The sequence below is a fragment of the Micromonospora sp. DT53 genome (assembly GCF_049841535.1).
GTDB lineage: Bacteria > Actinomycetota > Actinomycetes > Mycobacteriales > Micromonosporaceae > Micromonospora.
Genome location: NZ_JBNCKM010000003.1, coordinates 457,762 through 481,756, shown reverse-complemented (window position 1 = coordinate 481,756; position 23,995 = coordinate 457,762). Strand labels below are relative to the sequence as shown.

Annotated in this window: 25 protein-coding genes; 8 read left to right on the top strand and 17 right to left on the bottom strand. The window is 71.8% G+C overall.

Translation table 11 applies throughout. From position 1 onward, the window contains the following. Nucleotides 1-187: 187 nt before the first annotated feature. Nucleotides 188-376 (bottom strand): hypothetical protein, encoded by a 189-nt coding sequence (locus tag ACLQ3B_RS13555; RefSeq protein WP_425780653.1) that lies wholly within the window; start codon nt 374-376, stop codon nt 188-190. Nucleotides 377-511: 135 nt separating this feature from the next. Continuing rightward, nucleotides 512-1,327: an ABC transporter ATP-binding protein gene (locus tag ACLQ3B_RS13550; protein ID WP_425780651.1), complete on the bottom strand. Its 816-nt coding sequence runs from the start codon at nt 1,325-1,327 to the stop codon at nt 512-514. A 120-nt stretch (nt 1,328-1,447) separates the two neighbouring features. Here ACLQ3B_RS13550 and ACLQ3B_RS13545 point away from each other — a divergent pair, with 120 nt between their 5' ends. Next, nucleotides 1,448-1,819, top strand: coding sequence for a suppressor of fused domain protein (locus tag ACLQ3B_RS13545; protein WP_425780649.1), 372 nt, complete (start codon nt 1,448-1,450; stop codon nt 1,817-1,819). On the opposite strand, the gene ACLQ3B_RS13540 is transcribed toward ACLQ3B_RS13545, so the two are convergent. After that, the gene (locus tag ACLQ3B_RS13540) at nt 1,734-2,267 is read right to left on the bottom strand and encodes an SUKH-4 family immunity protein (protein WP_425780647.1); all 534 of its coding nucleotides are present in this window, start codon (nt 2,265-2,267) and stop codon (nt 1,734-1,736) included. The two genes, ACLQ3B_RS13545 and ACLQ3B_RS13540, sit on opposite strands and share 86 nt — an antisense overlap. 4 nt (nt 2,268-2,271) lie before the next feature. Between ACLQ3B_RS13540 and ACLQ3B_RS13535 the strand changes: the two genes are divergently transcribed. Continuing rightward, entirely contained in the window at nt 2,272-2,577 is a 306-nt protein-coding gene (locus ACLQ3B_RS13535; protein ID WP_425780645.1) for a hypothetical protein, read from the top strand. 65 nt (nt 2,578-2,642) lie between these two features. Here ACLQ3B_RS13535 and ACLQ3B_RS13530 read toward each other — a convergent pair whose 3' ends face one another. The 9 genes from ACLQ3B_RS13530 to ACLQ3B_RS13490 form a co-directional block, all read right to left on the bottom strand. After that, nucleotides 2,643-3,017 (bottom strand): hypothetical protein, encoded by a 375-nt coding sequence (locus ACLQ3B_RS13530; protein WP_425780643.1) that lies wholly within the window; start codon nt 3,015-3,017, stop codon nt 2,643-2,645. Between the two features lie 38 nt (nt 3,018-3,055). Next, on the bottom strand, nt 3,056-4,258 hold the full coding sequence (locus ACLQ3B_RS13525; RefSeq protein ID WP_425780641.1) for a hypothetical protein: 1,203 nt from the start codon (nt 4,256-4,258) through the stop codon (nt 3,056-3,058). Then, complete coding sequence (locus ACLQ3B_RS13520; protein WP_425780902.1) at nt 4,251-5,048, bottom strand: sugar phosphate isomerase/epimerase family protein; 798 nt, start codon at nt 5,046-5,048, stop codon at nt 4,251-4,253. Before ACLQ3B_RS13520 ends, ACLQ3B_RS13525 begins: the two co-directional genes overlap by 8 nt. A gap of 5 nt (nt 5,049-5,053) precedes the next feature. Further along, nucleotides 5,054-6,205: a dihydrodipicolinate synthase family protein gene (locus ACLQ3B_RS13515; RefSeq protein ID WP_425780639.1), complete on the bottom strand. Its 1,152-nt coding sequence runs from the start codon at nt 6,203-6,205 to the stop codon at nt 5,054-5,056. 56 nt (nt 6,206-6,261) lie between these two features. Then, nucleotides 6,262-7,413, bottom strand: a complete 1,152-nt coding sequence (locus tag ACLQ3B_RS13510) for a Gfo/Idh/MocA family protein (protein WP_425780637.1) — start codon at nt 7,411-7,413, stop codon at nt 6,262-6,264. A gap of 38 nt (nt 7,414-7,451) precedes the next feature. Next, on the bottom strand, nt 7,452-8,207 hold the full coding sequence (locus ACLQ3B_RS13505) for an ABC transporter ATP-binding protein (RefSeq protein WP_425780900.1): 756 nt from the start codon (nt 8,205-8,207) through the stop codon (nt 7,452-7,454). A gap of 43 nt (nt 8,208-8,250) precedes the next feature. Beyond that, the gene (locus ACLQ3B_RS13500) at nt 8,251-9,255 is read right to left on the bottom strand and encodes an ABC transporter substrate-binding protein (protein ID WP_425780635.1); all 1,005 of its coding nucleotides are present in this window, start codon (nt 9,253-9,255) and stop codon (nt 8,251-8,253) included. Nucleotides 9,256-9,278: 23 nt separating this feature from the next. Beyond that, nucleotides 9,279-10,247, bottom strand: coding sequence for an ABC transporter permease (locus ACLQ3B_RS13495; protein ID WP_425780633.1), 969 nt, complete (start codon nt 10,245-10,247; stop codon nt 9,279-9,281). A gap of 274 nt (nt 10,248-10,521) precedes the next feature. Beyond that, nucleotides 10,522-11,238 carry a cupin domain-containing protein gene (locus ACLQ3B_RS13490; RefSeq protein WP_425780631.1) on the bottom strand — a complete coding sequence of 239 codons (717 nt, stop codon included), beginning with the start codon at nt 11,236-11,238 and terminating at the stop codon, nt 10,522-10,524. A gap of 121 nt (nt 11,239-11,359) precedes the next feature. On the opposite strand from ACLQ3B_RS13490, the gene ACLQ3B_RS13485 reads away from it, so the two are divergent. From ACLQ3B_RS13485 to ACLQ3B_RS13475, 3 genes are read left to right on the top strand one after another with little or no spacing between them, the layout of a single operon-like run. After that, nucleotides 11,360-12,433 (top strand): LacI family DNA-binding transcriptional regulator, encoded by a 1,074-nt coding sequence (locus ACLQ3B_RS13485; protein WP_425780629.1) that lies wholly within the window; start codon nt 11,360-11,362, stop codon nt 12,431-12,433. Further along, nucleotides 12,430-13,449 (top strand): phosphotransferase family protein, encoded by a 1,020-nt coding sequence (locus ACLQ3B_RS13480; protein ID WP_425780627.1) that lies wholly within the window; start codon nt 12,430-12,432, stop codon nt 13,447-13,449. Before ACLQ3B_RS13485 ends, ACLQ3B_RS13480 begins: the two co-directional genes overlap by 4 nt. Before the next feature lie 48 nt (nt 13,450-13,497). Further along, nucleotides 13,498-13,983, top strand: coding sequence for a GNAT family N-acetyltransferase (locus tag ACLQ3B_RS13475; protein ID WP_425780625.1), 486 nt, complete (start codon nt 13,498-13,500; stop codon nt 13,981-13,983). A 132-nt stretch (nt 13,984-14,115) separates the two neighbouring features. On the opposite strand, the gene ACLQ3B_RS13470 is transcribed toward ACLQ3B_RS13475, so the two are convergent. After that, nucleotides 14,116-15,387: an MFS transporter gene (locus ACLQ3B_RS13470; RefSeq protein WP_425780623.1), complete on the bottom strand. Its 1,272-nt coding sequence runs from the start codon at nt 15,385-15,387 to the stop codon at nt 14,116-14,118. A 125-nt stretch (nt 15,388-15,512) separates the two neighbouring features. On the opposite strand from ACLQ3B_RS13470, the gene ACLQ3B_RS13465 reads away from it, so the two are divergent. Both ACLQ3B_RS13465 and ACLQ3B_RS13460 read left to right on the top strand, forming a co-directional pair. Then, nucleotides 15,513-16,715 carry an NAD(P)/FAD-dependent oxidoreductase gene (locus ACLQ3B_RS13465; protein ID WP_425780621.1) on the top strand — a complete coding sequence of 401 codons (1,203 nt, stop codon included), beginning with the start codon at nt 15,513-15,515 and terminating at the stop codon, nt 16,713-16,715. Further along, nucleotides 16,712-17,629 (top strand): RNA polymerase sigma-70 factor, encoded by a 918-nt coding sequence (locus tag ACLQ3B_RS13460; RefSeq protein ID WP_425780619.1) that lies wholly within the window; start codon nt 16,712-16,714, stop codon nt 17,627-17,629. Before ACLQ3B_RS13465 ends, ACLQ3B_RS13460 begins: the two co-directional genes overlap by 4 nt. 16 nt (nt 17,630-17,645) lie before the next feature. Here ACLQ3B_RS13460 and ACLQ3B_RS13455 read toward each other — a convergent pair whose 3' ends face one another. Continuing rightward, nucleotides 17,646-18,035 carry a LysR substrate-binding domain-containing protein gene (locus ACLQ3B_RS13455; protein WP_425780617.1) on the bottom strand — a complete coding sequence of 130 codons (390 nt, stop codon included), beginning with the start codon at nt 18,033-18,035 and terminating at the stop codon, nt 17,646-17,648. A 19-nt stretch (nt 18,036-18,054) separates the two neighbouring features. Continuing rightward, the gene (locus ACLQ3B_RS13450) at nt 18,055-18,615 is read right to left on the bottom strand and encodes an NADPH-dependent FMN reductase (RefSeq protein WP_425780616.1); all 561 of its coding nucleotides are present in this window, start codon (nt 18,613-18,615) and stop codon (nt 18,055-18,057) included. 136 nt (nt 18,616-18,751) lie between these two features. On the opposite strand from ACLQ3B_RS13450, the gene ACLQ3B_RS13445 reads away from it, so the two are divergent. Beyond that, complete coding sequence (locus tag ACLQ3B_RS13445) at nt 18,752-19,225, top strand: MarR family winged helix-turn-helix transcriptional regulator (protein ID WP_425780614.1); 474 nt, start codon at nt 18,752-18,754, stop codon at nt 19,223-19,225. A 33-nt stretch (nt 19,226-19,258) separates the two neighbouring features. Here ACLQ3B_RS13445 and ACLQ3B_RS13440 read toward each other — a convergent pair whose 3' ends face one another. Next, nucleotides 19,259-19,759: a DUF1772 domain-containing protein gene (locus ACLQ3B_RS13440; protein ID WP_425780613.1), complete on the bottom strand. Its 501-nt coding sequence runs from the start codon at nt 19,757-19,759 to the stop codon at nt 19,259-19,261. Nucleotides 19,760-19,921: 162 nt separating this feature from the next. Then, nucleotides 19,922-23,635, bottom strand: a complete 3,714-nt coding sequence (locus ACLQ3B_RS13435; protein ID WP_425780611.1) for a S8 family serine peptidase — start codon at nt 23,633-23,635, stop codon at nt 19,922-19,924. Nucleotides 23,636-23,995 lie beyond the last annotated feature (360 nt).

Below are 23,995 nucleotides of genomic sequence, written 5' to 3'. Positions count from 1 at the left end.
ATCAACGGTTTGGGCAGTGTTACGGATCGCTGGTGCGTATAAGATCACGTTCTGCCAGCCGCGACTAGATCATCTTTTCCAGACGCCGCCCGAGCAGGGTGCGCACCCCGGCGGCACCACCCGATGGCGAACGCCGACCATCGCCAGGTCGCACCACTCTGGGTACGGGCGATGTCGGCGGCGCAGGCTATTCGGACAGGTGCGCGGGCTGCTCGATGATGAACCGCACGCCGCCGTCGGGTCCGTCGCTGATCACCGTGCGGAGCGGCGCGTACAGCATGACCGCCGGGTCGTGCCGGAACATCCGCCCGGCGGTGGTGTGGCTGCCCATCAGGTATTCCACGCAGCGCAGGCGGTCGCCCGCGGGCTTCATCATCGGTTGCAGGTCGCCGCTGCTCCAGTAGAGGAGGAAGTCGTACGGCGCTCTCGGTGTCGTATCCGGACGAACCGCAACGCCGCCAGTCGTCGTCCGGGCCCGCCCCAGGCCGGCCCGAGCGTTACCGCCTGAGCGTTACCGGGCGACGTGGCCCAGGCTCACGCCTGACGCGCGTGCTCTCGCGTGCCATCGCCCGGCAGTGCGTTGGACCTCGATGGGGTGCTTGAAGGCCCGGGAGATCGCATCGGACGTGATGGCGGCTTCGGCTCGACCACTGGCAACGGCGCGACCGTCGGAGATGAGCAGCGCGTGCGTGGTCGTCGCGGGCAGCTCCTCCAGATGATGGGTGACGATGACCGACGCGAGGTCGGGAGTCGCGCTGACCACCTGCGCGATCGTCTCCAGAAGTTGCTCGCGGGCGGCGACGTCGAGACCCGTGGTCGGCTCGTCGAGCAGGAGGAGCCGCGGGTCACCGGCCAGGGCGCGGGCGATGAGGACACGCCCTCGTTCTCCTTGAGACAGGACGGGCCACGCCGCGGTGCGGCGGTGCGCCAGGCCGACCGAGGCGATGAGCGATTCGGCCTTCTCGACCTGTTCCGCCGCGGGTGCCCACCGCATGGGCGTCTCGATCGTGCCGGTGATGCCGGTCAGGACGACCTCCCGCACCGAGAGCGGCGACCGGAGCGGGTGGCGGGGATCGACGTGGCCGATGTCGCGCCGCAGCGCCTGCAACTCCACCCGCCCGAGTCGCTGCCCGAGCACCCGGACTACCCCGGAGGTGGGATGGACCCATGCTCCACAGAGATTGAGCAGCGTGCTCTTGCCAGCGCCGTTCGGGCCCAGGAGCGCCCAGTGCTCGCCTCGGTGGACCGTGAGGCTGAGGCCGCGGATGATGAGGTTGTCGCCGCGCCGGAAGGTGACGTCTTCCAACTTCAGGACGGTGTCCGTCACGGGAGGTCCTCCTGAAGTGAGAGGAGCGAGGCGGGCCTCGGCGACTGCGCTGACGTCTGCCCCACGTAGGACCAGGTCCCAGTCCACGGCCATGATCATACTCCCCTGCTCTTCCGAGGAGTGGTGTCGGCTGGTCCCGTTGGGTGCGCCCGTGAACCGGTTGCGGTCGGCGTGCATGTCTACGTCGTGGCACCGACCGAGGAACGCCCCTACCGGACGCTCATCACGTCTGGGATGAGCGAGCTACCGATGACGGTCCCCGAGGGCCATGGCATCAGCCCGTACGCCGAACTGATGCTGTGCCTGCCGGCGGACTGGCCGCTGACTCGGCGGACCGGGCTGGACGATGACCCGGCCGGCTGGCCGCTGCGAGTCCTCAAGCACCCAACTGTCGCCGAGCGGGGCTTCAGTAGAGCCACCGGTCGAGCACTCCGGGCCAGAAGTGGGTCGTATGGTCGCCGTCCCCGAACGCGGGCGGGTCAAGGTCCCTGATCCGTTCCAACAGGTCGGCGATCTCCGCGAGCGCCTGCTCTTCGGCCTGTCCGTCTTCGTCCCAGCGGTGGATGACGGTTGAGCTGGTCAGCCAGCTACCAACCAGATGCAGCGAACACAGCCAGTGGATGATCGTTGAGTTGACGAACCCGGCGCTGCCGTCCGGCGACCATATGTGCACCTCACCGGTTTCCGGCGCGGCACCGTACATCCAGCGCGGGTCGTCGGAGTTCGCCAACCGGTACATCGTCGGCCCTGCCTCGAATGACACCGCACCAACGAGGTCATCGAACAGCGGTACACCACAGGAGACCAGCGCGGCCTTCTGCGGCTCGGGAAGCCACCACGTCGCCACGTCCAGCTCGGTAGCACGCACCACCCGCCCGGTACCAGCCCAGGCCGTGACCGCTCCGAACGCGGGGGGCAACGGAAGACCCTCAGCAGGCACGCCGATGAGGGTAGTCCTGGCAAGCACCTACTGGCACATCAGCGCCGACCACGGCGGCACCGCAGACATCTATGCCGCCCTTGCCGACAATGCCCTCGGCAGTCTCATGATCAGCCACTTCTCCGCAGGCGCCGTTCTCGACCTGCTTGTCAGGTTCATCGGGCTCGCCGATGCTGTTGTGCTTCCGCCTGGCTGCCCCACCGTGCTCGCGCACGAAGGCCAGCGGCACCACCTTCCCGAGCAACTCCGCGCCGACGCCGTGGTCGTCCATGCGGGCGCGGACGTGGAGCGCGTCCTCCGGAGCTGCTAGCGATTCCTGAGGCTGCGCCCTGCCTGAGGATCTGGGCAGGTTGCGGAGAGGCCAGAGGTGCGTGTTCAAGAATCTTGTCTGACCTTCGCGATGTCCAGATCCAGCATGGGGCCGAAGAACCTGGTGAAGTCTTCCAGGGTGTTCGATCGGAAGGGCTCCAGATCAGCGAGCATCACACCTACGAACATCTCGTCGCCAACGCCGGCAACGTGCCGAATCTGGGCGAGAGGCTGACCCGCTTCCTCGATGGCCGTGACGACGGCCGGTCGCCCGACCTGACGCCCCTCCAACTCTCTCCCGGTGACCGAATCCTGTTGTGCTCGGACGGTCTGAGTTCCTAGGTGCCCCACGAGCAGATACGGGCCACGCTCGCTTCCGACAAGAGTCCCGGAGAAGTTGCCGACCAGCTCATCGACCTGGCGGTGGGCCAGGGCGGGCACGACAACGTCACCGTCATCGTGCTTGACGTGACCCAGCGCTAGACGCCGACTCCATGACGCCGCCAGAGCACGGTGCACGCCCCGGCGAGGGCCAGCCCGAGCAGCGGCGCGACGCCGACCCCGGCGAGCGTGCAGGCGACCGCCAGCAGCGCCGGCGGCACCCAGCACCAGGCGGGCACGGTCCGTGGCAAGCGACCGCGTCGACGGGCGGCGGCCTCGGTCGCCATCGGCACCACCAGCACCGGCAGCGCGGCGGCCAGCAGGGTGAGCCAGGGCAGCACCAGACGGTCGAAGCGGGCCACCGCCAGCATCCCGCCGAGCACCGCGACGGCGAGCATCGCCGCTCGGGCCGGCACCCGCGGTGCGAGGCCGCGCACCGCCAACGCCCCGGAGTACGTGGTGGTCAGCGCCGCGGCGAAGACCGCCACCGCGACGAACAGATTCGCGTACGCGGCCAGCCCCGAGCCGCTGGCCAGCAGCGCGACCACGTCGGCTGAGCCGGTCCGCAGCCACAGGCCGGCACCGGCGAGCACACCGAGCAGCGCCGGACCGATCAGCAGCCCCACACACCAGGCCAGGTCCCGCCGCCGGGCCAGACCGACGCTGAAGTCCGGTGCACGCAGCGCGAACACGGCCGCGTACCCGATCAACGCGGCGGCGTCGGCGAGCCCGCCACCGGCGAGGCGGACCGGTGCGGCGGGTGGCGGCAGCACGGTCAGGCACCAGCCGACCAGGACCACGGCGCTCAGTGTGGTGAACACCGCGACCCGGTTGCCGAGCCGGGCCGACCCCCACGAGACGGCGAGGACCGCGACCTCCAGCAGGGCCGGCCCGGCCCAGCCCGGCAGGTGCGTCAACGCGGCCAGGGAGGCCCCGCCGAGCCCGACGTTGAACCCGTTCCAGCCGATCATCGACACGGTCAACACAGCCGCCAGCAGCAGCCGCGAGGTGTTGCCCAGGTACGCGGGCAGCACCGCGGTCAGCGTCCCACCGTCGCCGAGCGGCCGGCGCAGACCGATCCGGCCCTGCCCCCAGAGCAGTGCCGCCATCAGTGCCGCGCCGACCAGCAGCCCGGCCACCGGCACCGCGCCGCCGTGCCGGGCAGCCATCGCCGCGCCCAACACCAGGGTGGCCGGCGCGGTGCCGATGCCCAGCCAGGCCCCGACCGCCGCCGGCCACCGCCCACCGGCCAGGTCCACCGGGGACCGGCTCGGGCCGACGTCGGGGAGACGGTCAGACAACGTGATCCAGGTAGCCGGCGATCGCCGCGTCCAGCACCTCCGCGCCGGTACGCGCCCACACCTCGGCGGAGAAGACCTCCACCTCGATCGGGCCGACGTACCCGGCCGCGTCCACCGCCTCGCGCAGCCGGCGCAGCTCGATGCAGCCGTCGCCGGGCAGCGCCCGCCCGAGGAGCACCCCCTCCGGCAGCGGCGTCACCCAGTCACAGACCTGGAACGCGGCGATCCGTGGGCCGGCCCGCTCGATCTGCGCGTACACGGTGTCGTCCCACCACACGTGGTACGCGTCGACCACCACACCGACGACCGTCGGGTCGAACAGCTCGGCGATGTCCAGCGCCTGACCGAGGGTGGCGATCACGCACCGGTCGGCGGCGAACATCGGGTGCAGTGGCTCGATCGCCAGCCGCACCCCGGCTGCCGCCGCGTACGGGGCCAGCTCACCGATCGCGTCGGCGACCTGACGGCGGGCGCCGTCGATGTCCCGGCTACCGGGCGGCAACCCGCCGGAGACCAGCACCAGCTCCGGTGCGCCGAGGGTGGCCGCCTCCTCGATGGCGCGCAGATTCTCCGACCGCCAGTCGTCGGCCCCGAAGAAGCCGCCGCGACACAGCGAGGTGACGGTGAGGCCGGCCTCGCGGACCAGCCTCGCCGACCGGGCCAGGCCGTGTTCGGCGACGGGCTCCCGCCACAACCCGATGCCCGGGACGCCGGCGACCACACACCCGGCCACCACGTCGGGCAGCGGCCACCGCTGGGCGGTCGCCTGATTGAACGAGAACCGGCGCAGCCCGGTCACTGCCGAACACCGGCGACCGTGAACAGCGCCCGGGCGCGGGCGGCGGCCAGGTCGGCGTCGGGCAGCAGCCCGGCCGCGTCGGCCAGGGTGAGCAGGGTCGCCAGGTGCGCCGCGGACCGACCGGACTGTGCGCCGCCGACCATCGTGAAATGGTCCTGGTGCCCGGCCAGCCAGGCCAGGAAGACGATCCCCGTCTTGTAGTGCCAGGTCGGGGCCGCGAACAGGTGCCGGGCCAGCGGCACGGTCGGCGCGAAGATCTCGTCGTACGCCGCCAGATCGCCCCGGTCGAGGGCGGCCAGCGCGGCGGCGGCGGCCGGCGCGATGGCCGCGAACACCCCGAGCAGCGCGTCGGAGTGCCCCACCTCGTCACCCCGGATCAGCTCCGGGTAGTGGAAGTCGTCGCCGGTGTAGAGGCGTACCCCGGCTGGTAGTCGGCGGCGCAGCGCCACCTCGCGGCCGGCGTCCAGCAGCGACACCTTGATGCCGTCCACCTTGGACTGGTGGCCCTTGATCAGCTCGACGACCGTGTCGGCGGCCAGGTCCAGGTCGACCGCACCCCAGTAGCCGGTCAACGCCAGGTCGAACATCGGGCCCAGCCAGTGCAGCACCACCGGCCCCTCGGCGGCGGTCAGCAGGTCGTCGTACACCCGGAGGTAGTCCTCCGGACCGCGCGCCGCGGCGGCCAGGTGCCGGCTGCACATCAACACCGGCTGTGCGCCGGCGGCGCGTACGTCGTCGAGCTGCTCGATGTACGCGGCCCGGACCGCGGCCAGCGTGGCCGGACCGGGCGGCAGCTGGTCGGTGCCGACCCCGGCGACGATCCGCCCACCGACCGCCCGAGCCTCGGCGGCGCTGCGGCGGATCAACTCCCGGGTGGCCGGATAGTCCAGCCCCATCCCCCGCTGGGCGGTGTCCATCGCCTCGGCGACCCCCAGCCCGTACGACCAGAGGTGCCGACGAAACGCGAGCGTGGTGTCCCAGTCCACCGCCGCCGGGGCGCCCGGCACGTTCTCCGCACCCGGGTCGGCGACCACGTGCGCGGCGGCGTACGCGATCCGGCTGGTCAAGGGGGCGGCCGGCCGGGCGAACCCGCTCCCTGAGGCCAGCCGGTGCCGCCGCCCACCGGGCAGCACGACCTCGGCGGTCACTGATCCACCTTTCGTTCGCGACTGCGGGGCTCGCAACCCCGGCTCACTCCTCGCACTCACGGGCGAAGCTCCGGCACCTCGATGCGACCGCCCTCGCGGGCCGAGCGCAACCCCAACTCGGCGAGCTGCACCCCGCGCGCGCCGGCCAGGAAGTCCCACCGGAACGGCTCACCGGCCACGACGTGCCGCAGGTACGCCTCCCACTGCACCTTGAAGCCGTTGTCGAACTCCTCGTTGTCGGGCACCTCGGCCCACTGGGCCCGGAAGTCCTCGGTGACCGGCAGGTCCGGGTTCCACACCGGCTTCGGGGTGACCGCCCGGTGCTGCACGCGGCAGTTGCGCAGGCCGGCGATCGCACTGCCCTCGGTGCCGTCGACCTGGAACTCCACCAGCTCGTCGCGGTGGACCCGTACCGTCCACGACGAGTTGATCTGCGCGATCACCCCACCGTCGAGTTCGAAGATGCCGTACGCGGCGTCGTCGGCGGTGGCCGCGTACGCGTGACCGGCCTCGTCGACCCGTTCGGGCACGTGGGTGGCGGTCACGCAGGAGACGGCCGTAACGCGGCCGAACAGCTCCTCCAGCACGTAGTGCCAGTGCGGGAACATGTCGACGACGATGCCGCCGCCGTCCTCGGCCCGGTAGTTCCACGACGGCCGCTGAGCGGGCTGCCAGTCACCCTCGAAGACCCAGTACCCGAACTCGCCGCGCACCGAGAGGATCCGGCCGAAGAAGCCGCCGTCGATGAGGCGCTTGAGCTTGCGCAGGCCGGGCAGGAAGAGCTTGTCCTGCACGACACCGGTCCGTACGCCGGCCGCGTCCGCCGCCCGGGCCAGGTCGAGCGCCGCTGCGGTGTCCTCGGCCAGGGGCTTCTCGGTGTAGATGTGCTTGCCGGCCTCGATGGCCTGCCGGATCGCCTTCTCCCGCTGCTGGGTGACCTGCGCGTCGAAGTAGATCTCGACGTCGTCGCGGGCCAGCGCCGAGGTCAGGTCGGTGGTCCAGTCGGTCAGCCCGTGCCGTTCGGCAAGCTCCCGGAGCTTCGTCTCGTTGCGTCCGACCAGGACCGGTTCCGGCCAGATGGTGGTGCCGTCGGCCAACGCCACACCTCCGGATTCGCGGATGGCCAGCAGTGACCGGACGAGGTGCTGCCGGTAGCCCATCCGTCCGGTCACGCCGTTGACGATGATGCCGATCGACCTGCGGGTCATGGTGTTCCTTCCGTCGTGCTGGTCGTGCCGATCCGCGCTCAGTGGTTGGCGGCCGCGCTGCCGAGCAACCCACGCAGGTCGGTGGCGAGCCGGTCGAAGCGGGGATCCGACATCACCTGCGCGTAGTCGCGGTGCGCCGGCAGCTCGACCGTGCAGGTGCGGATGATCCGACCGGGCCGGGGACTCATCACCACGACCCGGGTGCCGAGGAAGACCGCCTCAGCGATGGAGTGGGTGACCAGCACCACGGTCGTCCCGGTCTCCCGCCAGATCCGGTGCAGTTCGGCGTTCATCTGCTCCCGGGTCAGCGCGTCCAGGGCGCCGAACGGTTCGTCCATGAGCAGCACCGGCGGGGAGTGCAGCAGCGCGCGGCAGAGCGCCACCCGCTGCTGCATGCCGCCGGACAGCTCGTGTGGCAGCGCCTTCTCGAAGCCGGTCAGGCCGGTCATCTCGATCAGCTCGTCGGCGCGGCGGGCCGCCAGCGCCCGGTCCATGCCGCGCATCTCGGCCTGGAGCAGGATGTTGGCTCGGGCGCCGCGCCACTCCAGCAAGGCGGCCTTCTGGAAGACGAAGCCGATCTCCTTCTGCGGGCCCCGAACCGGGCGGTCCAGCAGCGACACCTCGCCGCTGGTCGGCTTGACCAACCCCGCGACGATCTTCAGGAGGGTGGACTTGCCACAGCCGGACGGCCCGACGATCGTGACGAACTCGCCCGGCTCGATGTCCAGCGACACGTCGTCCAACGCGGTGGTCTGCGACCGTCGGGTGGTGAACCGGACGGTCAGCCCGGACATCCCGATGGCGGTGCCGGTGGCTGCCGGCGCGGCGGTCACCGGGTCACCCCTGCGCCGCGTACGAGGAGTCCCAGTACGCGTTGGGCGCCCCCGGGTCCTTCAGCTCGGCGTAGCGGGACATCAGCTCGATGGTCTCGGTCCACTGGGCTTCGGTGTTCACCCCGGGTGGGCCGTCCGCGCCGATCAGCGCCAGGTTGAGCGTCAGCTGCTTGGTGAGGACCTCGGGCGCCGGCTCGTTCTCGGCCAGGGCCGCCATCGCGTTGACCGCGCCGGCCGGGTCCCGGGCGGCGTCGGCCCAGGACTTCTGGGTGGCCCGGACGAACTTGCGGACCAGCTCCGGGTCCTTCTGCAGGGTCTGGGTGTTGGCGATCAGACCGGTGCCGAGCAGGTTCATCCCGTAGTCGGCGAAGAGCAGCACGTCGACCTTCTTGCCGGTCTTGCTCTCGATGGTGGGCGCCTGGTCGTGGAAGAAGCCCATGATGGCGTCGACCTTGCCCTCGGCCAGTGCGGCGATCTTGCCGGCGGCGTCGACGTTTACCAGCTTGACGTCGTCCTTCTTGACGCCGTTCTTCTCCAGCCAGGCCGGGAAGGTCGCGTAGAGGGCGTCGCCGGGGGTGCCGCCGACGGTCTTGCCCTTGAGGTCGGCCGGCGTCTTGATGTTCTCCTCGGTGAAGAACTCCACCGAGGAGGGCCCCTTCTCCAGGTACGCGCCGAGGCTACGCACCGGCATCCCACTGGCCACCGACTTGAGCAGCACCGGGCTGTCCGCCCAGCCGAAGTCGGTCTGCTTCTGCGCGACCTGCTTGACCGTGTTGCCCGAGCCGTTGCCGGGCAGCACCTTCAGGTCGATGCCCTCGGCGGAGTAGTAGCCCTTCTGCAGGCCGTAGTAGAAGGGCGCGTGCTCGCCGTAGGGCACCCAGTTGAGGGTGAGGGTGACCTGCTTGCTGCCGTCGGCGCCAGTCTTGCCGGTGGAGTCGTCCCCGCCGCAGCCGGTGGCGGCGACGAGCAGGGCGGCGGTGGCCAGGATGGTGGTGGCGGTGCGTTTCATCGGTGCCTCCGTGATGGGGTCGGTCAGGAGGTGGTGAGGGACACGCCGGCCCGGCGGCTGGCGTGCCACGGAATGAGCAGCGCCTCGGCGATCTCGACCAGGACGAACAGGACGATGCCGATGGCGGACATCAGGATCAGGTCGGCGAACAGCAGCGGAGCATCGAGGTTGCCGTTGGCCAACAACAGGACGTAGCCGAGCCCTTCACTGGCGCCGACGAACTCGCCGACCACGGCGCCGACCACGGCGAGGGTGACGGCCACCTTCAGGCCGGCCATCAGGTGCGGCAACGCGTTCGGAAAGCGGATCTTGCGGAAGGTGCGCCACGGCCCGGCACCCATCGTGGCGGCGAGATCGAGCAGCTCCGGGTCGGTGGAGCGCAGCCCGGCCACCCCGGAGATGACCACCGGGAAGAACGCGATGAGCACCGCCAGGATGATCTTCGGAGTGAGACCGAGGCCGAACCAGACCACCAGCAGCGGCGCGATGGCGATCTTCGGGATGACCTGTGCGAACAGGACGATCGGGTAGAGCGCCTTGTCCAGGGTGCGGGAGTAGGCGATGGCGACCGCGGTGACCAGGCCCAACGCGGCGGCCAGCACGAAGCCGAGCACCGTCTCGTAGAGGGTGACCAGGGTGTGCCGGGCCAACTCGGACCACTGGGTGGTCATCGTCTCCCAGACCTGGCCGGGCGTGGGCACCAGGTAGTTCGGGACGTACTCCCGGGCCGCCACGAACCACCAGGCGACGACGAAGACCGCCAGCACCAGCGCCGGACGCCAGAGCGAGTCGGCGAAGACCACCGCCCGGTGACCTAATGTCGGGCGTGGAGGGCGGCCGCCACCGGGTGGCGGACCCACCATCGTGGACGAATTCGCGCCGATGGCGTCCGGCGTATCGACGCTGCCCGGTGTGGAGGCGGCTGCCCGCGCACCGCTCGCCCCGCCGGCGGCGGCCTGCCGGCCCGCCGTGTCCAAAGAGTTCTCGGTCACGCGGAACCTCCTCGGGGCCCGACTCGGCGCACAGGGCCGGGCCGGTCAGCGGATCAGGCAAACGCTTTCCTGGAGCGTAGGCGGCACCCCCACGCCGGGCAAGGCCTTTCCTCGATCTATTCGTCGATTGCCGGCACAGCAGGCGCCGGCCGCTCCGAGATCGACTCGGCTTCCTGAAAACCGGGCCGTCAGCGACCGCCGGACACCGCGACTTTCGTGAAACCGAGTGGATCACTCAACGTTCCAACCTGGACCGACGGTGGGATCCGCGTCGTCAGTGGGCCGTGGGGTACGTGTCGAGGAGGCCGCACATCCCCAGCCGGCCGCGCTCGACCGGCTCGTCCACCGCGTACACCCCGGCGTCGCCCAGGTGCCCCGGATCACCCCGCTCCAGCGCGTCGAGCTGCGCGGCGGTGTCGGCGGCGGCGCGGCCCGCGCCGGTCTCCCACCGCTGCCGCCACCGCGCCAGCAACGGCTGACGCAAGGCGATCGCGGCGGCGTGGAACGCGGCCAGCGCCGCCGGCCCGCCGGCTCGCAGCGCCTGAAAGCCGGTCACCGCCAGATCCCGCCTGCGGTACGCGGCGCGCACGTCCGCGCCCGGCGCTCCCCCGTCGGGCAGCGCCGCCGCCGCGGCGTACGCGGCCGGGTCGGCCAGCACCTCGGATGGGAAGGTCAGCACCGCGTCACCGGCCTCGGGCAGGCCGCTGTTCTGCATGAGCACCACGATGGCCAGCCCGCCCCCGTTGACCAGGCGGTGCGCGGTGCCCGGCTCGAACCAGACCACCACCCCCGGCCGCAGCGGCGTCTCCCGGAATCCGGCAGTGGTCAGGGTCTGCACCGCGCCCTCGCCGTCGGTCACCACGTACCCCTCGGTGCAGCACAGATGCACGTGCGGCGTGCCGCCGACCAGGCCGTCCGAGGCCACGGTGTCGTAGACGCGCAGGCGGGACACCCCGATCCCGCCGGGCAACGGTGCCGGCCGATCAGGCATCGAAGTACTCGTCGGTGTCGTCGGACACGGCCAGGCCTCCCTGCGGGAAAGGGCTTTCTCTGCGGTACGGTGACGCTAGCCGGCACGACGAAACGCCGTCAACAGATCGAGGGGGCGGGCCATGGCGACCCTGTCCGATGTGGCCCGTCGAGCGGGCGTCTCACCCGCCACCGCCTCCCGCGTCATCAACGGCAGCAGCAAGCCGGTCACCGACGAGCTGCGCGAACGGGTGCTCGCCGCCGTCGCCGAGTTGCAGTACGTGCCGAACGCGCACGCCCAACTGCTGGCCCGCTCGCACCGCAGCGCGGTCGGCGTGATCGTGCACGACGTCTCCGACCCGTACTTCGCCGAGATCACCCGAGGGCTGCAACGGGTCGCCACCGACCAGGGCCGGCTGCTGATGATCTGCAACAGCTACCGGGACCCGGACCGCGAGTTGGAGTACGTGGAGCTGCTGCGTGGTCACCAGGTGGCGGCGCTGATCCTGGCCGGTTCGGGCTACCACGACGAGGCGTTCACCCGGCAGCTCAACGAGAAGCTGGCCGCGTACGAGGCCACCGGCGGGCGGGTGGCGGTGATCGGCCGGCACGAGCACTCCGGCGACGCGGTGATGCCGGACAACCGGACCGGCGGCTACCTCGCCGGGCGGGAGCTGTGCGGTCTGGGGCACCGGGCGATCGGCGTGGTCGCCGGCCCGCGCATCCTGACCACCACGACCGACCGGCTGGCCGGGCTCCGGCAGGCCCTCACCGAGCAGGGTCGCGAGCTGCCCGAACGGCGCATCCGGTACGCGGAGTTCGACCGTGACGGCGGCGCCGAGGCCACCGCCCGACTGCTCGACGCCGACCCGGAGCTGACCGCGATCGTGGCGCTCAACGACTCGATGGCCATCGGCGCGCTCGCCACCCTGCGCGCGCGGGGGCTGGCCGTGCCGCAGCAGATCTCGGTGCTGGGTTTCGACGACATGCCTATCGCCCGGGACGTGACCCCGGCGTTGAGCACCGTACGACTGCCCCTTGTCGACATGGGTGTGCGGGCGATGTCCCTGGTGCTCGGCGTGGGGGCCCCGACGCCCCGGGTCGAGGTGCTCCCCGCCGAGCTGGTCCGCCGCGACACGGCCGGCCCCGTCCCACGGCCCACCCGCGCCACCGCGGGTTCCGCGCCACGGGCACGGCGAGGTGACACCACGTCGTGACCGCTGCCAGCCCGACCCAGCGGCCCCTCACCCGCGCCGATGTGGCGTACCTGGTGGGCGCGTCGTTCGGGCCACGCACCCGGGTCCGGGAGGCTGGTCCGCTGGCCGGCGGTGGGTACGCGACGGTCTGGTGGGCGCTGCTCGACGACGACCGTCGAGTGGTGCTGAAGCTGGCTCCGCCGGCCGGAACGCCGCTGCTGCGCTACGAACGCGGGCTCTGCGCCGCCGAGGAGCGGTACTTTCGGCTCGTCGCGGAGCGGGCGCCGCAGGTGCCCGTACCCCCGGTGCTCTGGCGCGGCGCCGACCCGGCGTACGGCGAGTGGTTGGTCACCGCGATGCTGCCCGGCCGCCCGCTGTCCGACCTGGCCGAGGGCGGTGTCGCGGTCGACGACTGCGCGGCGCGCCACGACCTCGGGGTGGCCCTCGCCGCGGTGCACCGGGTGACAGGTGAGCGGTTCGGGTACGACGGCGACCGGGCCGGCGGGCCGACCTGGCGGGCGGCGTTCACGGCGATGCTCGACGCGCTCCTGGCCGACGCGGCCGACTGGGACGTCCGACTACCGGTGACCGCGGATCGCCTGCGCGCGCTGGTGGGGCGGCACGCCGACGTGCTCGACGAGGTCCGCCGCCCGGCGTTGCTGCACTTCGACTGCTGGGACGGCAACCTGCTGGCCGCACCCGACCGGGACGGCCGGCTGCGGCTCTGTGGCCTGGTGGACGGCGAGCGGTTCCTCTACGGCGACCCGCTACTGGACCTGGTGTCCCCGCTGATCTTCCGACGCGTCGAGGACGAGCCGGAGCACCCCGTGCTGCGCGGCTACCAGGCCGCCGCACCCGAACCGCTGGTGCTGGACGCGTCGGCACGCCGCCGGCTCGGTCTCTACCGGTTGCACCTGTACCTGCTGATGACTGTGGAGATGCCCAGTCGCGGGATGAGCGCACGCAGCCATCCCGGGCGGCACGCCCGGTTGGCGGCCCTGCTCGACGAGGAGCTGGCGGCCCTCGGCGCTCGCTGAACCAAATCTCCGTTGCCGGCGCGGGCCACCGCTCGTAGCCTGCCCTGCGTGCTGATTCGGGAGTTCGTCGAGCGGGACTGGTCGCAGGTGTGGCAGATCATCGAGGAGGTGATCCGGGCACAGGAGACCTTCCCCTACGACCCGGCGATGACCGCCGAGCAGTCGTACGGCATGTGGGTCGAGGCCGCGCCGGGGCGGACCGTCGTGGCGGTCGACGGCGACCGGGTACTCGGCACCGCGAAGATGGGCACCAACCGGCCCGGGCCGGGCGCGCACGTGTCCACGGCGAGTTTCATGGTCGCCGCCGACGCCCGGGGTCGGGGCGTGGGCACCGCGCTGTGCCGCGACGCCCTGGCCTGGGCGCGCCAACAGGGGTACGCCGGCATGCAGTTCAACGCCGTGGCCGAGAGCAACCGGTCGGCGGTGCGGCTGTACCGGCGGGAGGGCTTCGAGGTGCTCGGCACCGTGCCGGGCGCGTTCCGCCACCCCACCCTCGGCCGGGTCGGCCTGCACGTCATGTACCAGGAGTTCTGACCAGCCCCGCCCCGCCCCGCCCCGCCCCGCCCCGCCCCGCCCCGCCCGCGTCGATCATGGACTTGTGGTGCCGCGCAAAAGGGGCATGCCTTCCCAACGCGCCCACCACAAGTCCATGATCGACCAGGAGGCTCAGCCGCCGGCCGGGGCCGGGCGCAGTCCGGGCTGCGCGGCGGCCGGCTCCGCGCCGGCGCGGCGGATCGGGGTGAAGAGGCCGGCCACCGCGACCAGCAGGCACCCCGCGCCCGCCACGAGCGTGACCGTCGGAGCGCCGTGCCGGCCGGCGGCCCAGGTCAGCACGACGGCGCCGGCCGGGCCGAGGGCGTAGTGCGTGCTCCAGAACGCCGACGTGACCCGGCCCAGCAGGTAATCAGGGGTGATCTCCTGGCGCAGGGACATCGAACAGATCCCACCGACGCTGAGACAGCACAGGTACACCGCGGTCAGCGCGGTGACCGCCGGCACGCTCGTGGCGATGCCGACCCCCGCCACCGCGAAGCCGCAGATCGCGTGCGCGCCGATCCAGGTGGCGCCGAAGCCGCGACGGCGGCGCAGCGGGGCCACCAGCAGCGCGCCGGCGACCGTGCCCAACGCCGCCAGGCCGAGCACCGTGCCGACGGTGCCCTCCGAGCCGCCGAGGTCGTGCGTGACGTGGTAGATCAGCACGTCGACGAAGCCGTAGGTGAGGAAGATGAAGACCGACAACAGGACGGTCAGCGCGCGCAGCACGGGCTGTCGCCACAGGAACCGCGCCCCGGCCAGGAACTCGGCCAGCGGGCGCTGCCGGGCCACCGCCTCGTCCAGCTGGACGGGGCGCAGTCGGATGAGCCGCAGGCCGGCCGCCGAGAGCGCGAAGCTCGCCGCGTTGACGGCGATCGCGGTCGCCGGGCCGAAGCGGGCCGCCACCACACCGGCGAGCAACGGCCCGAGGACGGCCGCCGCCGCGTACGTCGCCTGCAACCGGCCGTTGGCCTCGGTGATCCGGTCCCGATCGACGAGGTTGCGGACCGCGGTCACCGCGGCGACCTGGAACAGCATGCCGGCCGCCTCGCAGATCGGCAGCACGACGAAGAGCAGCCAGACCTGCGGGCCGGCGAGCCACGCCAGTGGCACCAGGCCGTAGAGCACCAACCGGATCAGATCGGCCACGATCATCAGGGTGCGGCGGTCGTACCTGTCGACCAGCACCCCACCGAAGATCCCGGCGACGACGGACGCCGCGCCCGCGACGGCGGTGAGCAGGCCCATCTGCGCCACCGACCCGGTCGCCTGGAGCACCAGCAGCGGCACCGCCAGGTAGGCGAACGAGTCGCCCGCCGCCGAGAGCGACTGCGCGACCCAGTACGTGCCGAAGGTCCGGTCCCGCCAGAGCGGAGCCCGACCAGCGGTGGCAGATCGGCTCATCGCGCCAAGGGTAGTGAACGCGCCCCTCCGACGCTGGCCGTGGCGGGGGTCACATCCCCGCCATGTCACGAACCAACGGGCGGCACGCATCTCGTGGTCGTCAGTTCGATCAGAGAGGCGAAACAATGAGCACATCGCATCGGCAGGTTCCGGCGGGCCCGCACCGCGTTCTGATTCTGGGCGCGGGCTACGCGGGCATGGCCGCGGCGACCCAGCTCGCCGCACGTACCAGACGGGCCGACGTGCAGGTGACAGTGGTCAACGCGCAGGAGCGCTTCACCGAGCGCCTCCGGCTGCACATGACGGCGACCGGGCAGCGGCTCGCCGAGCTGAACATCGCCGACCTGCTGGCGGGGACGGGCGCGCAGTTCGTGCGCGGCTGGGTGACGGCGGTCGACGCCCACGCGAGGACCGTCCGCGTCGACGACAGCCGGGTGCTGCGCTACGACACCCTGGTCTACGCGTTGGGCAGCGTGACCGACACGGCGGCGGTCCCGGGCGTCGAGGACCACGCGTACGCCCTGGACAGTCCGGGTGGCGCGACCACGCTGGCGGACCGGCTGGCACGGCTCGGCACCGGCACGGTCGTCGTCGTCGGAAGCGGGTTGACAGGTGTCGAGGCGGCCGCGGAGATCGCGGAGCGGCACCCGGAGCTCGACGTCACGCTCGTGGGCCAGCAGGATCCCGGGGCGAGCATGAACACGAAGGCCCAGGCGTACCTGCGGGCCGCACTGACCCGCCTCGGTGTCCAGGTGGTCACCGGAACCGCGGTCACGCGGGTAAAGCCCGACGGCGTCGAACTGGCCGGTGTGCAGACCTTGGCGGCTGACGTCGTCCTCTGGACCTGTGGTACCCGGGTGGCGCCGCTGGCGGCCGCCGCCGGGTTGACCGTCGACGAACGCGGTCGCGTCGTCACCGACCCCGCGTTGCGGTCGGTGTCGCACTCCGAGGTGTACGCGATCGGCGATGCGGCCGCGATCCGGCAGGGCTACGGGGTGCTGCACGGCACCTGCCAGAGCGGCATGCCGACCGGTGTGCACGCGGCGGTGTCGATCGCCCGCACGCTGCGGAACAGGCAACCCCGACCGTTCCGCTTCGGTTACTACCACACGCCGGTGAGCCTGGGCCGAAACGACGCGGTCGTGCAGTTCACCCGGCCCGACGACAGCCCTCGCCGCGGGTGTCTGACCGGGCGGCTGGCGGTCTGGTACAAGGAGACCGTGAGCGCGTCGCCCTGGCCGACCTACCGCCGCATGTCGCGGCTGCCCTCCTCCGGTGCGTTCTGGCCGCGCGGCGGCCGCTTCACCCGCCTGCGGGACGCACGGTGACGCACCCACCGGACGCCGACGAGCAGGTGTTCCACGGTCATCGCAACCTGCTGTTCTCGGTGGCCTACCGCATCCTCGGCAGCGCCGCCGATGCCGAGGACGCGGTGCAGGACGCCTGGATCAGATGGTCATCGGCAGACCGCTCCCAGGTCGCCGACCCGAAGGCGTACCTCGCCCGCATCGTGTCGAACCTGGCGATGCAGCGCCTGCGCTCGGCCCGGCACCAACGCGAAACCTATCTGGGGCCGTGGTTGCCCGAGCCCGTCCTGACCGATGGGGACGCCGCCGACGTCGTCACCGACGCGGAGTCCGTGTCGGTGGCGATGCTTGTGGTGCTGGAGACGCTCAGTCCGCTCGAGCGTGCCGTGTTCGTCCTGCGCGAGGTCTTCGACTTCAGTCACGCGGAGATCGCGGTGGCGGTGGAACGCTCCGAGGCGGCGGTCCGCCAGACCGCTCACCGTGCTCGTGAGCATGTGCGGGGCCAGCGGCCACGCTTCACCGCCGACCGGTCGCAGCAGCGCGGGGTCACCGAGCGATTCCTCGCCGCCTCGACAGGTGGCGACATCAACACCCTGTTGGAACTGCTGTCTCCGGACGTCACGTTGTGGACCGACGGTGGCGGTAAGGTCCGCCAGGCGCTGCGTCCCATCAGGGGCGCGGAGACGGTGGCCGCCTGGTTCGCGGCCATCGGCACCGTCACCTACCAGGGCGTTACGCCGCACGACATGCGCGCCGTCCTGGTCGAGATCAACGGCGGGCCGGGGCTGGTGTTCAGCGGCGCCGGCCGGGTGATCGCCACCGTCTCCTTCGACATCGACGCCGACGGCCGCATCACCACCATCCACAACGTCGCCAACCCCGACAAGCTGCGAGCCGTCGCCGACGGCACCGCCCACCACCTCGGGACACGCTGAGCGGGCCGGCGCACCGTCAGCCGGCGCTGGTGAGGTCGGTCGTCGCCGCGAGCTCGGTGACCACGTCCAGGAACCGGCGCAACGCGGGCGCGGTGTTGCCGGCCAACCACACCATCTCGGTGTACGCGTGGGCGCTGGTCAGCGGGACGAACACCACGCCGGTACGGCGCAGGCTGGCCGCCGAGCAGGCGAGCCGGGTGACGCCGACGCCGGCGGCGACCAGGCCGAGGAGGCTCTGCACGCCGGCCTCCTCCTGAACGATGTCCGGGACGAAGCCCGCTTCCCGGAACTGCTCCTCGCGGCGGCGCGACTCTGGCAGCTCTCGCTGGAGCTGCTCGGCGACGCAGAGCGTGCCTGACCAGCGCCGTATGCCGGAACGCGCGGAAACGGCCGTGGGGTCCCCCACGGCCGTTTCCGGGGAACGCTCAGCCCTTGCGCAGCGGAGCGAGCGCGGTGCTCCAGGCGACCACCTGGTCGAGCGTGGCGGTCAGCGAGTCCTGGTGGAACTGGTTGGGCTTGAAGACGCTGAAGTTCTCGAAGTCGGTGAAGAGCGACAGCGCGACCTGTGCGCGCACGTCGGCCATCTGCAGCTCGCCGGAGATCAGACGCAGGTGCTCCACGGCGCGCGTTCCGCCGACCGAGCCGTAGCTGACGAAGCCGACGGCCTTGTTGTTCCACTCGGCGTAGAGGAAGTCGATCGCGTTCTTCAGGGCGCCCGAGGTCGAGTGGTTGTACTCGGGGGTGACCATGACGAACCCGTCGAACGACGCGATTGTCTCGGCCCACCGCTTGGTGTGCGGCTGGGTGTACTGGCCCATCGAGGGCGGGTACGCCTCGTCGAGGTGCGGCAGCTGGTAGTCGAGCAGGTCGATCAGCTCGTACTCCGCGTCGGAGCGCTGCTTGGCGATCTCGAGCACCCAGCGGGCGACGGCCTCGCCGTTACGCCCCGGGCGGGTGCTTCCGAGGATGATCCCGATCCTGGTCATGTGTGGCGCCTTTCAGAGGTCCTTGCCTGACGGCGGGAACGCTACTGGTGATTGATTGGTCAAGCAAATACCTGCAGTATGGGCGTAGTCACACGGAGGGTAAGCACTTGCTCAGTCAAACAAGTATGATAAGAGGATGTCCAACCCCTCCGCAGCGACTCCTCAACCTCTCACCCCTGATGAGGAATCCCTGGTCCGCGCCCTGGGCCAGGTCATGCACGTCCTGCCCCGCGCCATCGACGCGGACATGGTCGGTGACCGTCAGCTACCACTGACCGAGTACACCGCGTTGATGAACCTCTCCGAGACACCGGAGCGGCGAATGCGCATGAACGAGCTAGCCGCGCTCTGCCACCTCTCGCTCAGCGGCATGACCCGCACGATCATCCGGCTGGAGACGCAGGGCCTGGTCCGGCGTGAGCGGTGCGCGGAGGACGCGCGCGGCTGGAACGCCGTCCTCACCGACGCGGGCTTCACGCGTCTGGAGGAATCCTGGCCCAGTCACCTGGCTGCCGTACGCCGCCGGTTCCTCCAGCACTTCGAGGGCTTCGACCTCGCCCAACTTGCCCGCGCGTTCCAGCGGGCCGGCACAGCCGAGACGACCGACTGAGCCAGAGTCGGCCCGGCCGGTCACCAGCCCGGCTCAGCCGGCCAGCCGACCCTCGGCCACCAGCGCCCACGCCAGCAACCCGAAGGCGCCTGTCGACGCGACGGCACGGACCACGTTGCCGCGTACCCAGGTGACCTCGAAGCGCGCCCGCAGGGCCGCGAGGTCGGTGGCGCCGTCGACGTCGTCGGCGCGGGCCAACACGTTGTTGAGTGGCACGTTGACCACGGCGGTGACGCCGAGCACCACCAGGTACAGCAGCAGCGCCGCGACGATCCACGGCAGCAACGCCCGACGCCCGGCCTGCAGGTGCGCCACCGCCGCCAGCAGCGTGAACAGCAGCGCACCCCCGAAGCACACCGCGAACCATCCGTTGAGGATCGACTCGTTGATCCGCCGCATGGCGAGCACCAGCGTCCGATCGTCGGTGCGAGCCAGGCCCGGCATGACCGCGTACGCGAAGGCGGCGAACAGCCCGGCGGTCAGGCCGGTGGTCAGGGTGGCGGCGAACAGGCTCGCGGTACTCAGAAATCCCATGCGCCTATTGCACCCGCTGGCGTGCGCGCTGACCAAACGCGATCGCGGTCACCGGGCCAGCGCGTCGGCGACGAGCGGTTTGCTGGGGAGGCCGGAGCGGTGCCGGTGCCGCCGGCCACCGCCGGAGTGCGCGAGGCACCCCGGCGGCGGCCGGCCGCACAGTCAGCGCAGGCCGAACGCTCGGGTGATGCTCTGACTCACGGTGTTGCCGGCGGTGTCCCGCGCGGTGGTGCGCAGACTCACGAAGCCGGCCTTCGCCGGTGCGGCCAACGAGGTACGCCAGCCGTCGCCGTGCCGGGTCAGCCGCTGCTTCTGCCAGGTCGCGCCGTCGTCGTAGGACACCTCGACGGTCACCGCGCCGATCGTGCCCGTGACGCCGGGCAGGTGCGAGGCGAGCACGGTCAGCGGTGCCCGCCGCGACGCCCTGCCGGCGGAGTCGATGGCCACCTGGTAGTCCAGCTGGATCATCGGCAGCACCTCGGCCGACTCCTCCCCGGTGACCGCCGAGCGGAAGCCCCACTCGGTGCGGGTATGTCGGGAGTACGGGTTGGTCCAGGCGGCCCTGTCGTTCTCCACCACCAGCCGGTACGGCAGTCGCTGAGACGCCAGCCCGGAGACCTGGAGGTACTCGGCGTTACCCCAGTTCAGCTCCTTGTCACCCTGGTAGAGGGTGGTGCGGTTGACCATGTCGTAGTTGGCGTACGCCTCACCGATGTGGCCGCCGCCGTCGCCCCACCCGGGCGCGGGCAGGTAGACGGTGTCGAGGTACCGGACCGGCACGTAGTTCCCGCCCATCCGGGGTCGCTGGATCGGCCCGAACCAGGTGACGGCGCTCGGCTTGCCGGCCGGGTACGTGGTCACCGCCTGCAGGTGTTGACCGGTCTCGCCGGCGATGAACGCGTCGTCGATCCACCGCTGGTCGGCGCTCACCCAGTCGGTTCGCCGGCCCTGCGCCGGGGCCGGCTCCTGGTTGCTCGACGCCCAGCCGCGCCAGACGTCGGTGCGGAACTCCAGCGCCTTGCCCTGCCGGTAGTTGCGGAACTCCACGTCGACCCGGGCCAACTGCCGCTTCGTGGGCCGGTAGGTGGGGTCGGCCGGCACGGTGCCGGTCCAGTGGTGCGCCACGTCGTACAGGTAGGTGGTCTCCGGGTGCGAGTCGACGGTGAGCCGCACCGCGCCACGCTCCAGCGCGGCGATGAGCTGCCCACCCTCGTCCGCGCCGAGCGTGGCCACGGTCACCGGGGCCGGGCTCTCCGGGCTCCACGGCGCCTCGTCCCACGGCTGGAGCCGGCCGACGCCGTCGTTGACCACGAGCAGCAGCTTCGCCCCGGCCGCGGCGGCGGCCTGCGCCTGGGTGGCGATGTCCACGCTGTCGCTGCGGCGCACCACCACGGCCCGGTCCCGGACCGGCCGCTTGGCCAGCCCCGTCGCCGACGCGTCGGCGACGTAGACCGCGTCCAGTTGGCGACGACCCGCCGGCAGCGCCGGGGTCGCCCGCTTCACCAACAGATCGTCGTACGAGCGACCGCCCGCCGAGATGGTCAGGGCCGGCTGCTCCAACCGCCACCGGGCGCCGAACTCGAACTCGCCGTCGGTGACCGGACGGCTCGTGGGCAACGCCCACATGCTGTCGTACGAGTCGTCGGGCAGCACCTGACTCTCGGTGAGACCGTTCTTCGTGGACCGGTGGATGTCCATCCGCAGCGCGCTGGCGGTGACCTCCTGCGGCACCCGGGCCTGCACCTGTCGGGCGGCGCGGGCGTCCAGGGTGACGGTGCGGTCCCGATCCAGGTTGACGTCGGTGAAGCTGAGCATCGCCATGCCCTTGGAGTGCGGCCCGTGCGCGCCGCGCACGTCGGCGGAGATCCAACCGTTCCAGCTCGCCACCGGCAGCCGCAGCGTGGCGGTGCCGCTCTCGGGTAGGTCCACGGCGGTGAACAGGGTGTCGGTGGTGAGGATGACCTTGCCGACGAGCGGCTTGCCGTCCCGGTCCTTGGCGACAAGCGTCAGGTTCTGCCGCTGACCCTCCTTGCCGGCGCCGATCAGGGTGCGGCCGCGCACCGCACCGGCGTCGTCGGTGGCGACGATCATGCCGCTGACCTGCTTCTCCACCGGCAGCTTGTCGTACGCGGCGCTCACCGTCACGGTGGCGGTGCCGCCCGCCGGCACGGTGACCCGGTCGGCGGAGAGCGCGAACAGGCCGGCCGGCGCGGTGGCCGCGTCGAGGACCAACTTCAGGGCGACCGGCGCGTTGCCGACGTTGGTGTAGGTGACCGTGCGGTCGACGGACATGCCCGGCTGCTGCGGCCACGCCTGGAAGCCGGAGTAGGCGCTCGGGGTGGCGAAGACGGTGGCGTGCGCGGCGGCGACCGCGTCGACCCGGCCGGTACCCGCCTGGTACGGGGTGTACTCGGGAGTGGCCTTGACCGTGCTGACCAGCGCTTCCTTGATCCGCTGACCGGTCCAGTCCGGGTGGGCGGCGGCGACCAGCGCGGCCGTGCCGGCCACGTGTGGGGTGGCCATCGACGTGCCGCTCATCAGCGTGTAGTCCCCGGAGCCGCCCCGCACGAGGTGGGAACGGGCCGCCAGGATGTCCACGCCGGGGGCGGTGATCTCGGGCTTGAGCCCGCCGTCGCCGGCACGTGGGCCCTGGCTGGAGAAGTCGGCGAGGTGGTCGGTGCTGTCGACGGCGCCCACGGTGAGCGCGGAGTTGGCGGCGCCCGGGCTGCCGATGGTGGCCGGGCCGCTGTTGCCGGCGGCGATCACGAAGAGGGCGCCGGTCTCGGCGCTGAGTCGATCGACGGCCTGGCTCATCGGGTCGCTGCCGTCGGTGGCCTCGCCGCCCAGGCTCATGCTGACCACCCGGGCCTTCTGCTCACGGGCCGCCCACTCCATGCCGGCGATGATCCACGAGTCCTGTCCGCTGCCCTCGCTGTTGAGCACCTTGCCGATGTGCAACCGGGCGCCGGGGGCGACGCCCCGCTCGACGCCACCGGACGCGGCGCCGGTGCCGGCGATCGTCGAGGCGACGTGCGTGCCGTGGCCCTTGTAGTCGAGGATGTCGGGCTCTTCGGGCACGAAGCTGCTGGACTCGGCGATCTGGCCGACGAGGTCGGGGTGTTCGGCGTCCGCACCCGAGTCGAGCACGGCGACGTCGACACCGGTGGCGGTGTTGCCCTCGGCCCACAGCTTCGGTGCGCCGATCTGCGCGGTGGACTCGGCCAGGTCCGCGTGCACCCGGCCGTCCAACCAGACCTTCGCGATGCCGTTGGCCAGGGTCGGGGCGTCACCGGTACGACGGGTCGAGCCGCCCGTGAGCGCCGTCCAGAACCGGTCGGCGGTGGCGCGCTGGCGGGTCAGCGCCGCGCCCTGCACGCTGTCCAACTGTCGGACCAGCTCGGCGCCGTCCACGGCCGGGCGGGTGCGGTTGCGGGCCGCCGCGTCCGTCATCGTGACGATCAGCGGAAGCGCGTCGGTGTGCGCGTCGTCGTAGCCGTCGGCGATGAGGTCGGTGACGTTGAACAACTGCCGGTCCAGCACCCCGCTTGTGACATAGGACAGCGCGGCGTCCGGGTAGACGTAGGTGTCGCCGTCGCGCACGGTGCGGTGGAAGCTCGGAGTGCTGCCGTCGGGCCGGCGCACGGTCGACACCGTGCTGCCGTCCGCCGCGGTGGTGACCGTGACCGTGTCACCGGTGATCAGGGTGACGGTGGACGCGCGTCCGGCGGCGGCCGGGGGTTGGCCCGCCGAGTGGTCGGGATTGTTTGGCGGGGCGGCGGCCGCTCCCGCGCCGGGTGGGGTGAACCCGGCCGCCAGGGTGAGGGCGGCGCCGAGGGCGATCAGCCCGGATCGGCGGCGCCGGTGAGACAGAGTCACGATGACCTCTTTGTGTCGAGAAGTGGTACGCACCACAGCATCGACGCAGATCCCAGCCCGGCCCCGCCTCCATCCCCGACGCACTTACGCCATGGCACAAACCCGCCACCCAAGCCCACCCCCACCCCGCCCCACCCCCACCCCACCCCACCCCGCCCCGCCCTGCCCTGCCCGGCCCCGCCCTGCCGCCGTCGATCATGGAGTTGTGGTGCCCGGCAACTGACGTAATGCGGCTTTTGCACCCCACCACAACTCCATGATCGACGGTGCGGGAGGCGGGGCGGGGCGCGGCAGCGGCGGGGGCGGGGCAGGGCGGGCGGGGCGGGGCGGGCGAGGCGCGGAGGCGGGGCGAGGTGCGGG

Coding starts and splice junctions, on each gene's coding strand:
- ACLQ3B_RS13555 (WP_425780653.1), bottom strand. CDS start 376: ATGATGAAGCCCGCGGGCGACCGCCTGCGCTGCGTGGAATACCTGATG.
- ACLQ3B_RS13535 (WP_425780645.1), top strand. CDS start 2,272: ATGAGGGTAGTCCTGGCAAGCACCTACTGGCACATCAGCGCCGACCAC.
- ACLQ3B_RS13510 (WP_425780637.1), bottom strand. CDS start 7,413: ATGACCCGCAGGTCGATCGGCATCATCGTCAACGGCGTGACCGGACGG.
- ACLQ3B_RS13505 (WP_425780900.1), bottom strand. CDS start 8,207: ATGTCCGGGCTGACCGTCCGGTTCACCACCCGACGGTCGCAGACCACC.
- ACLQ3B_RS13500 (WP_425780635.1), bottom strand. CDS start 9,255: ATGAAACGCACCGCCACCACCATCCTGGCCACCGCCGCCCTGCTCGTC.
- ACLQ3B_RS13490 (WP_425780631.1), bottom strand. CDS start 11,238: ATGCCTGATCGGCCGGCACCGTTGCCCGGCGGGATCGGGGTGTCCCGC.
- ACLQ3B_RS13485 (WP_425780629.1), top strand. CDS start 11,360: ATGGCGACCCTGTCCGATGTGGCCCGTCGAGCGGGCGTCTCACCCGCC.
- ACLQ3B_RS13470 (WP_425780623.1), bottom strand. CDS start 15,387: ATGAGCCGATCTGCCACCGCTGGTCGGGCTCCGCTCTGGCGGGACCGG.
- ACLQ3B_RS13465 (WP_425780621.1), top strand. CDS start 15,513: ATGAGCACATCGCATCGGCAGGTTCCGGCGGGCCCGCACCGCGTTCTG.
- ACLQ3B_RS13450 (WP_425780616.1), bottom strand. CDS start 18,615: ATGACCAGGATCGGGATCATCCTCGGAAGCACCCGCCCGGGGCGTAAC.
- ACLQ3B_RS13445 (WP_425780614.1), top strand. CDS start 18,752: ATGTCCAACCCCTCCGCAGCGACTCCTCAACCTCTCACCCCTGATGAG.
- ACLQ3B_RS13440 (WP_425780613.1), bottom strand. CDS start 19,759: ATGGGATTTCTGAGTACCGCGAGCCTGTTCGCCGCCACCCTGACCACC.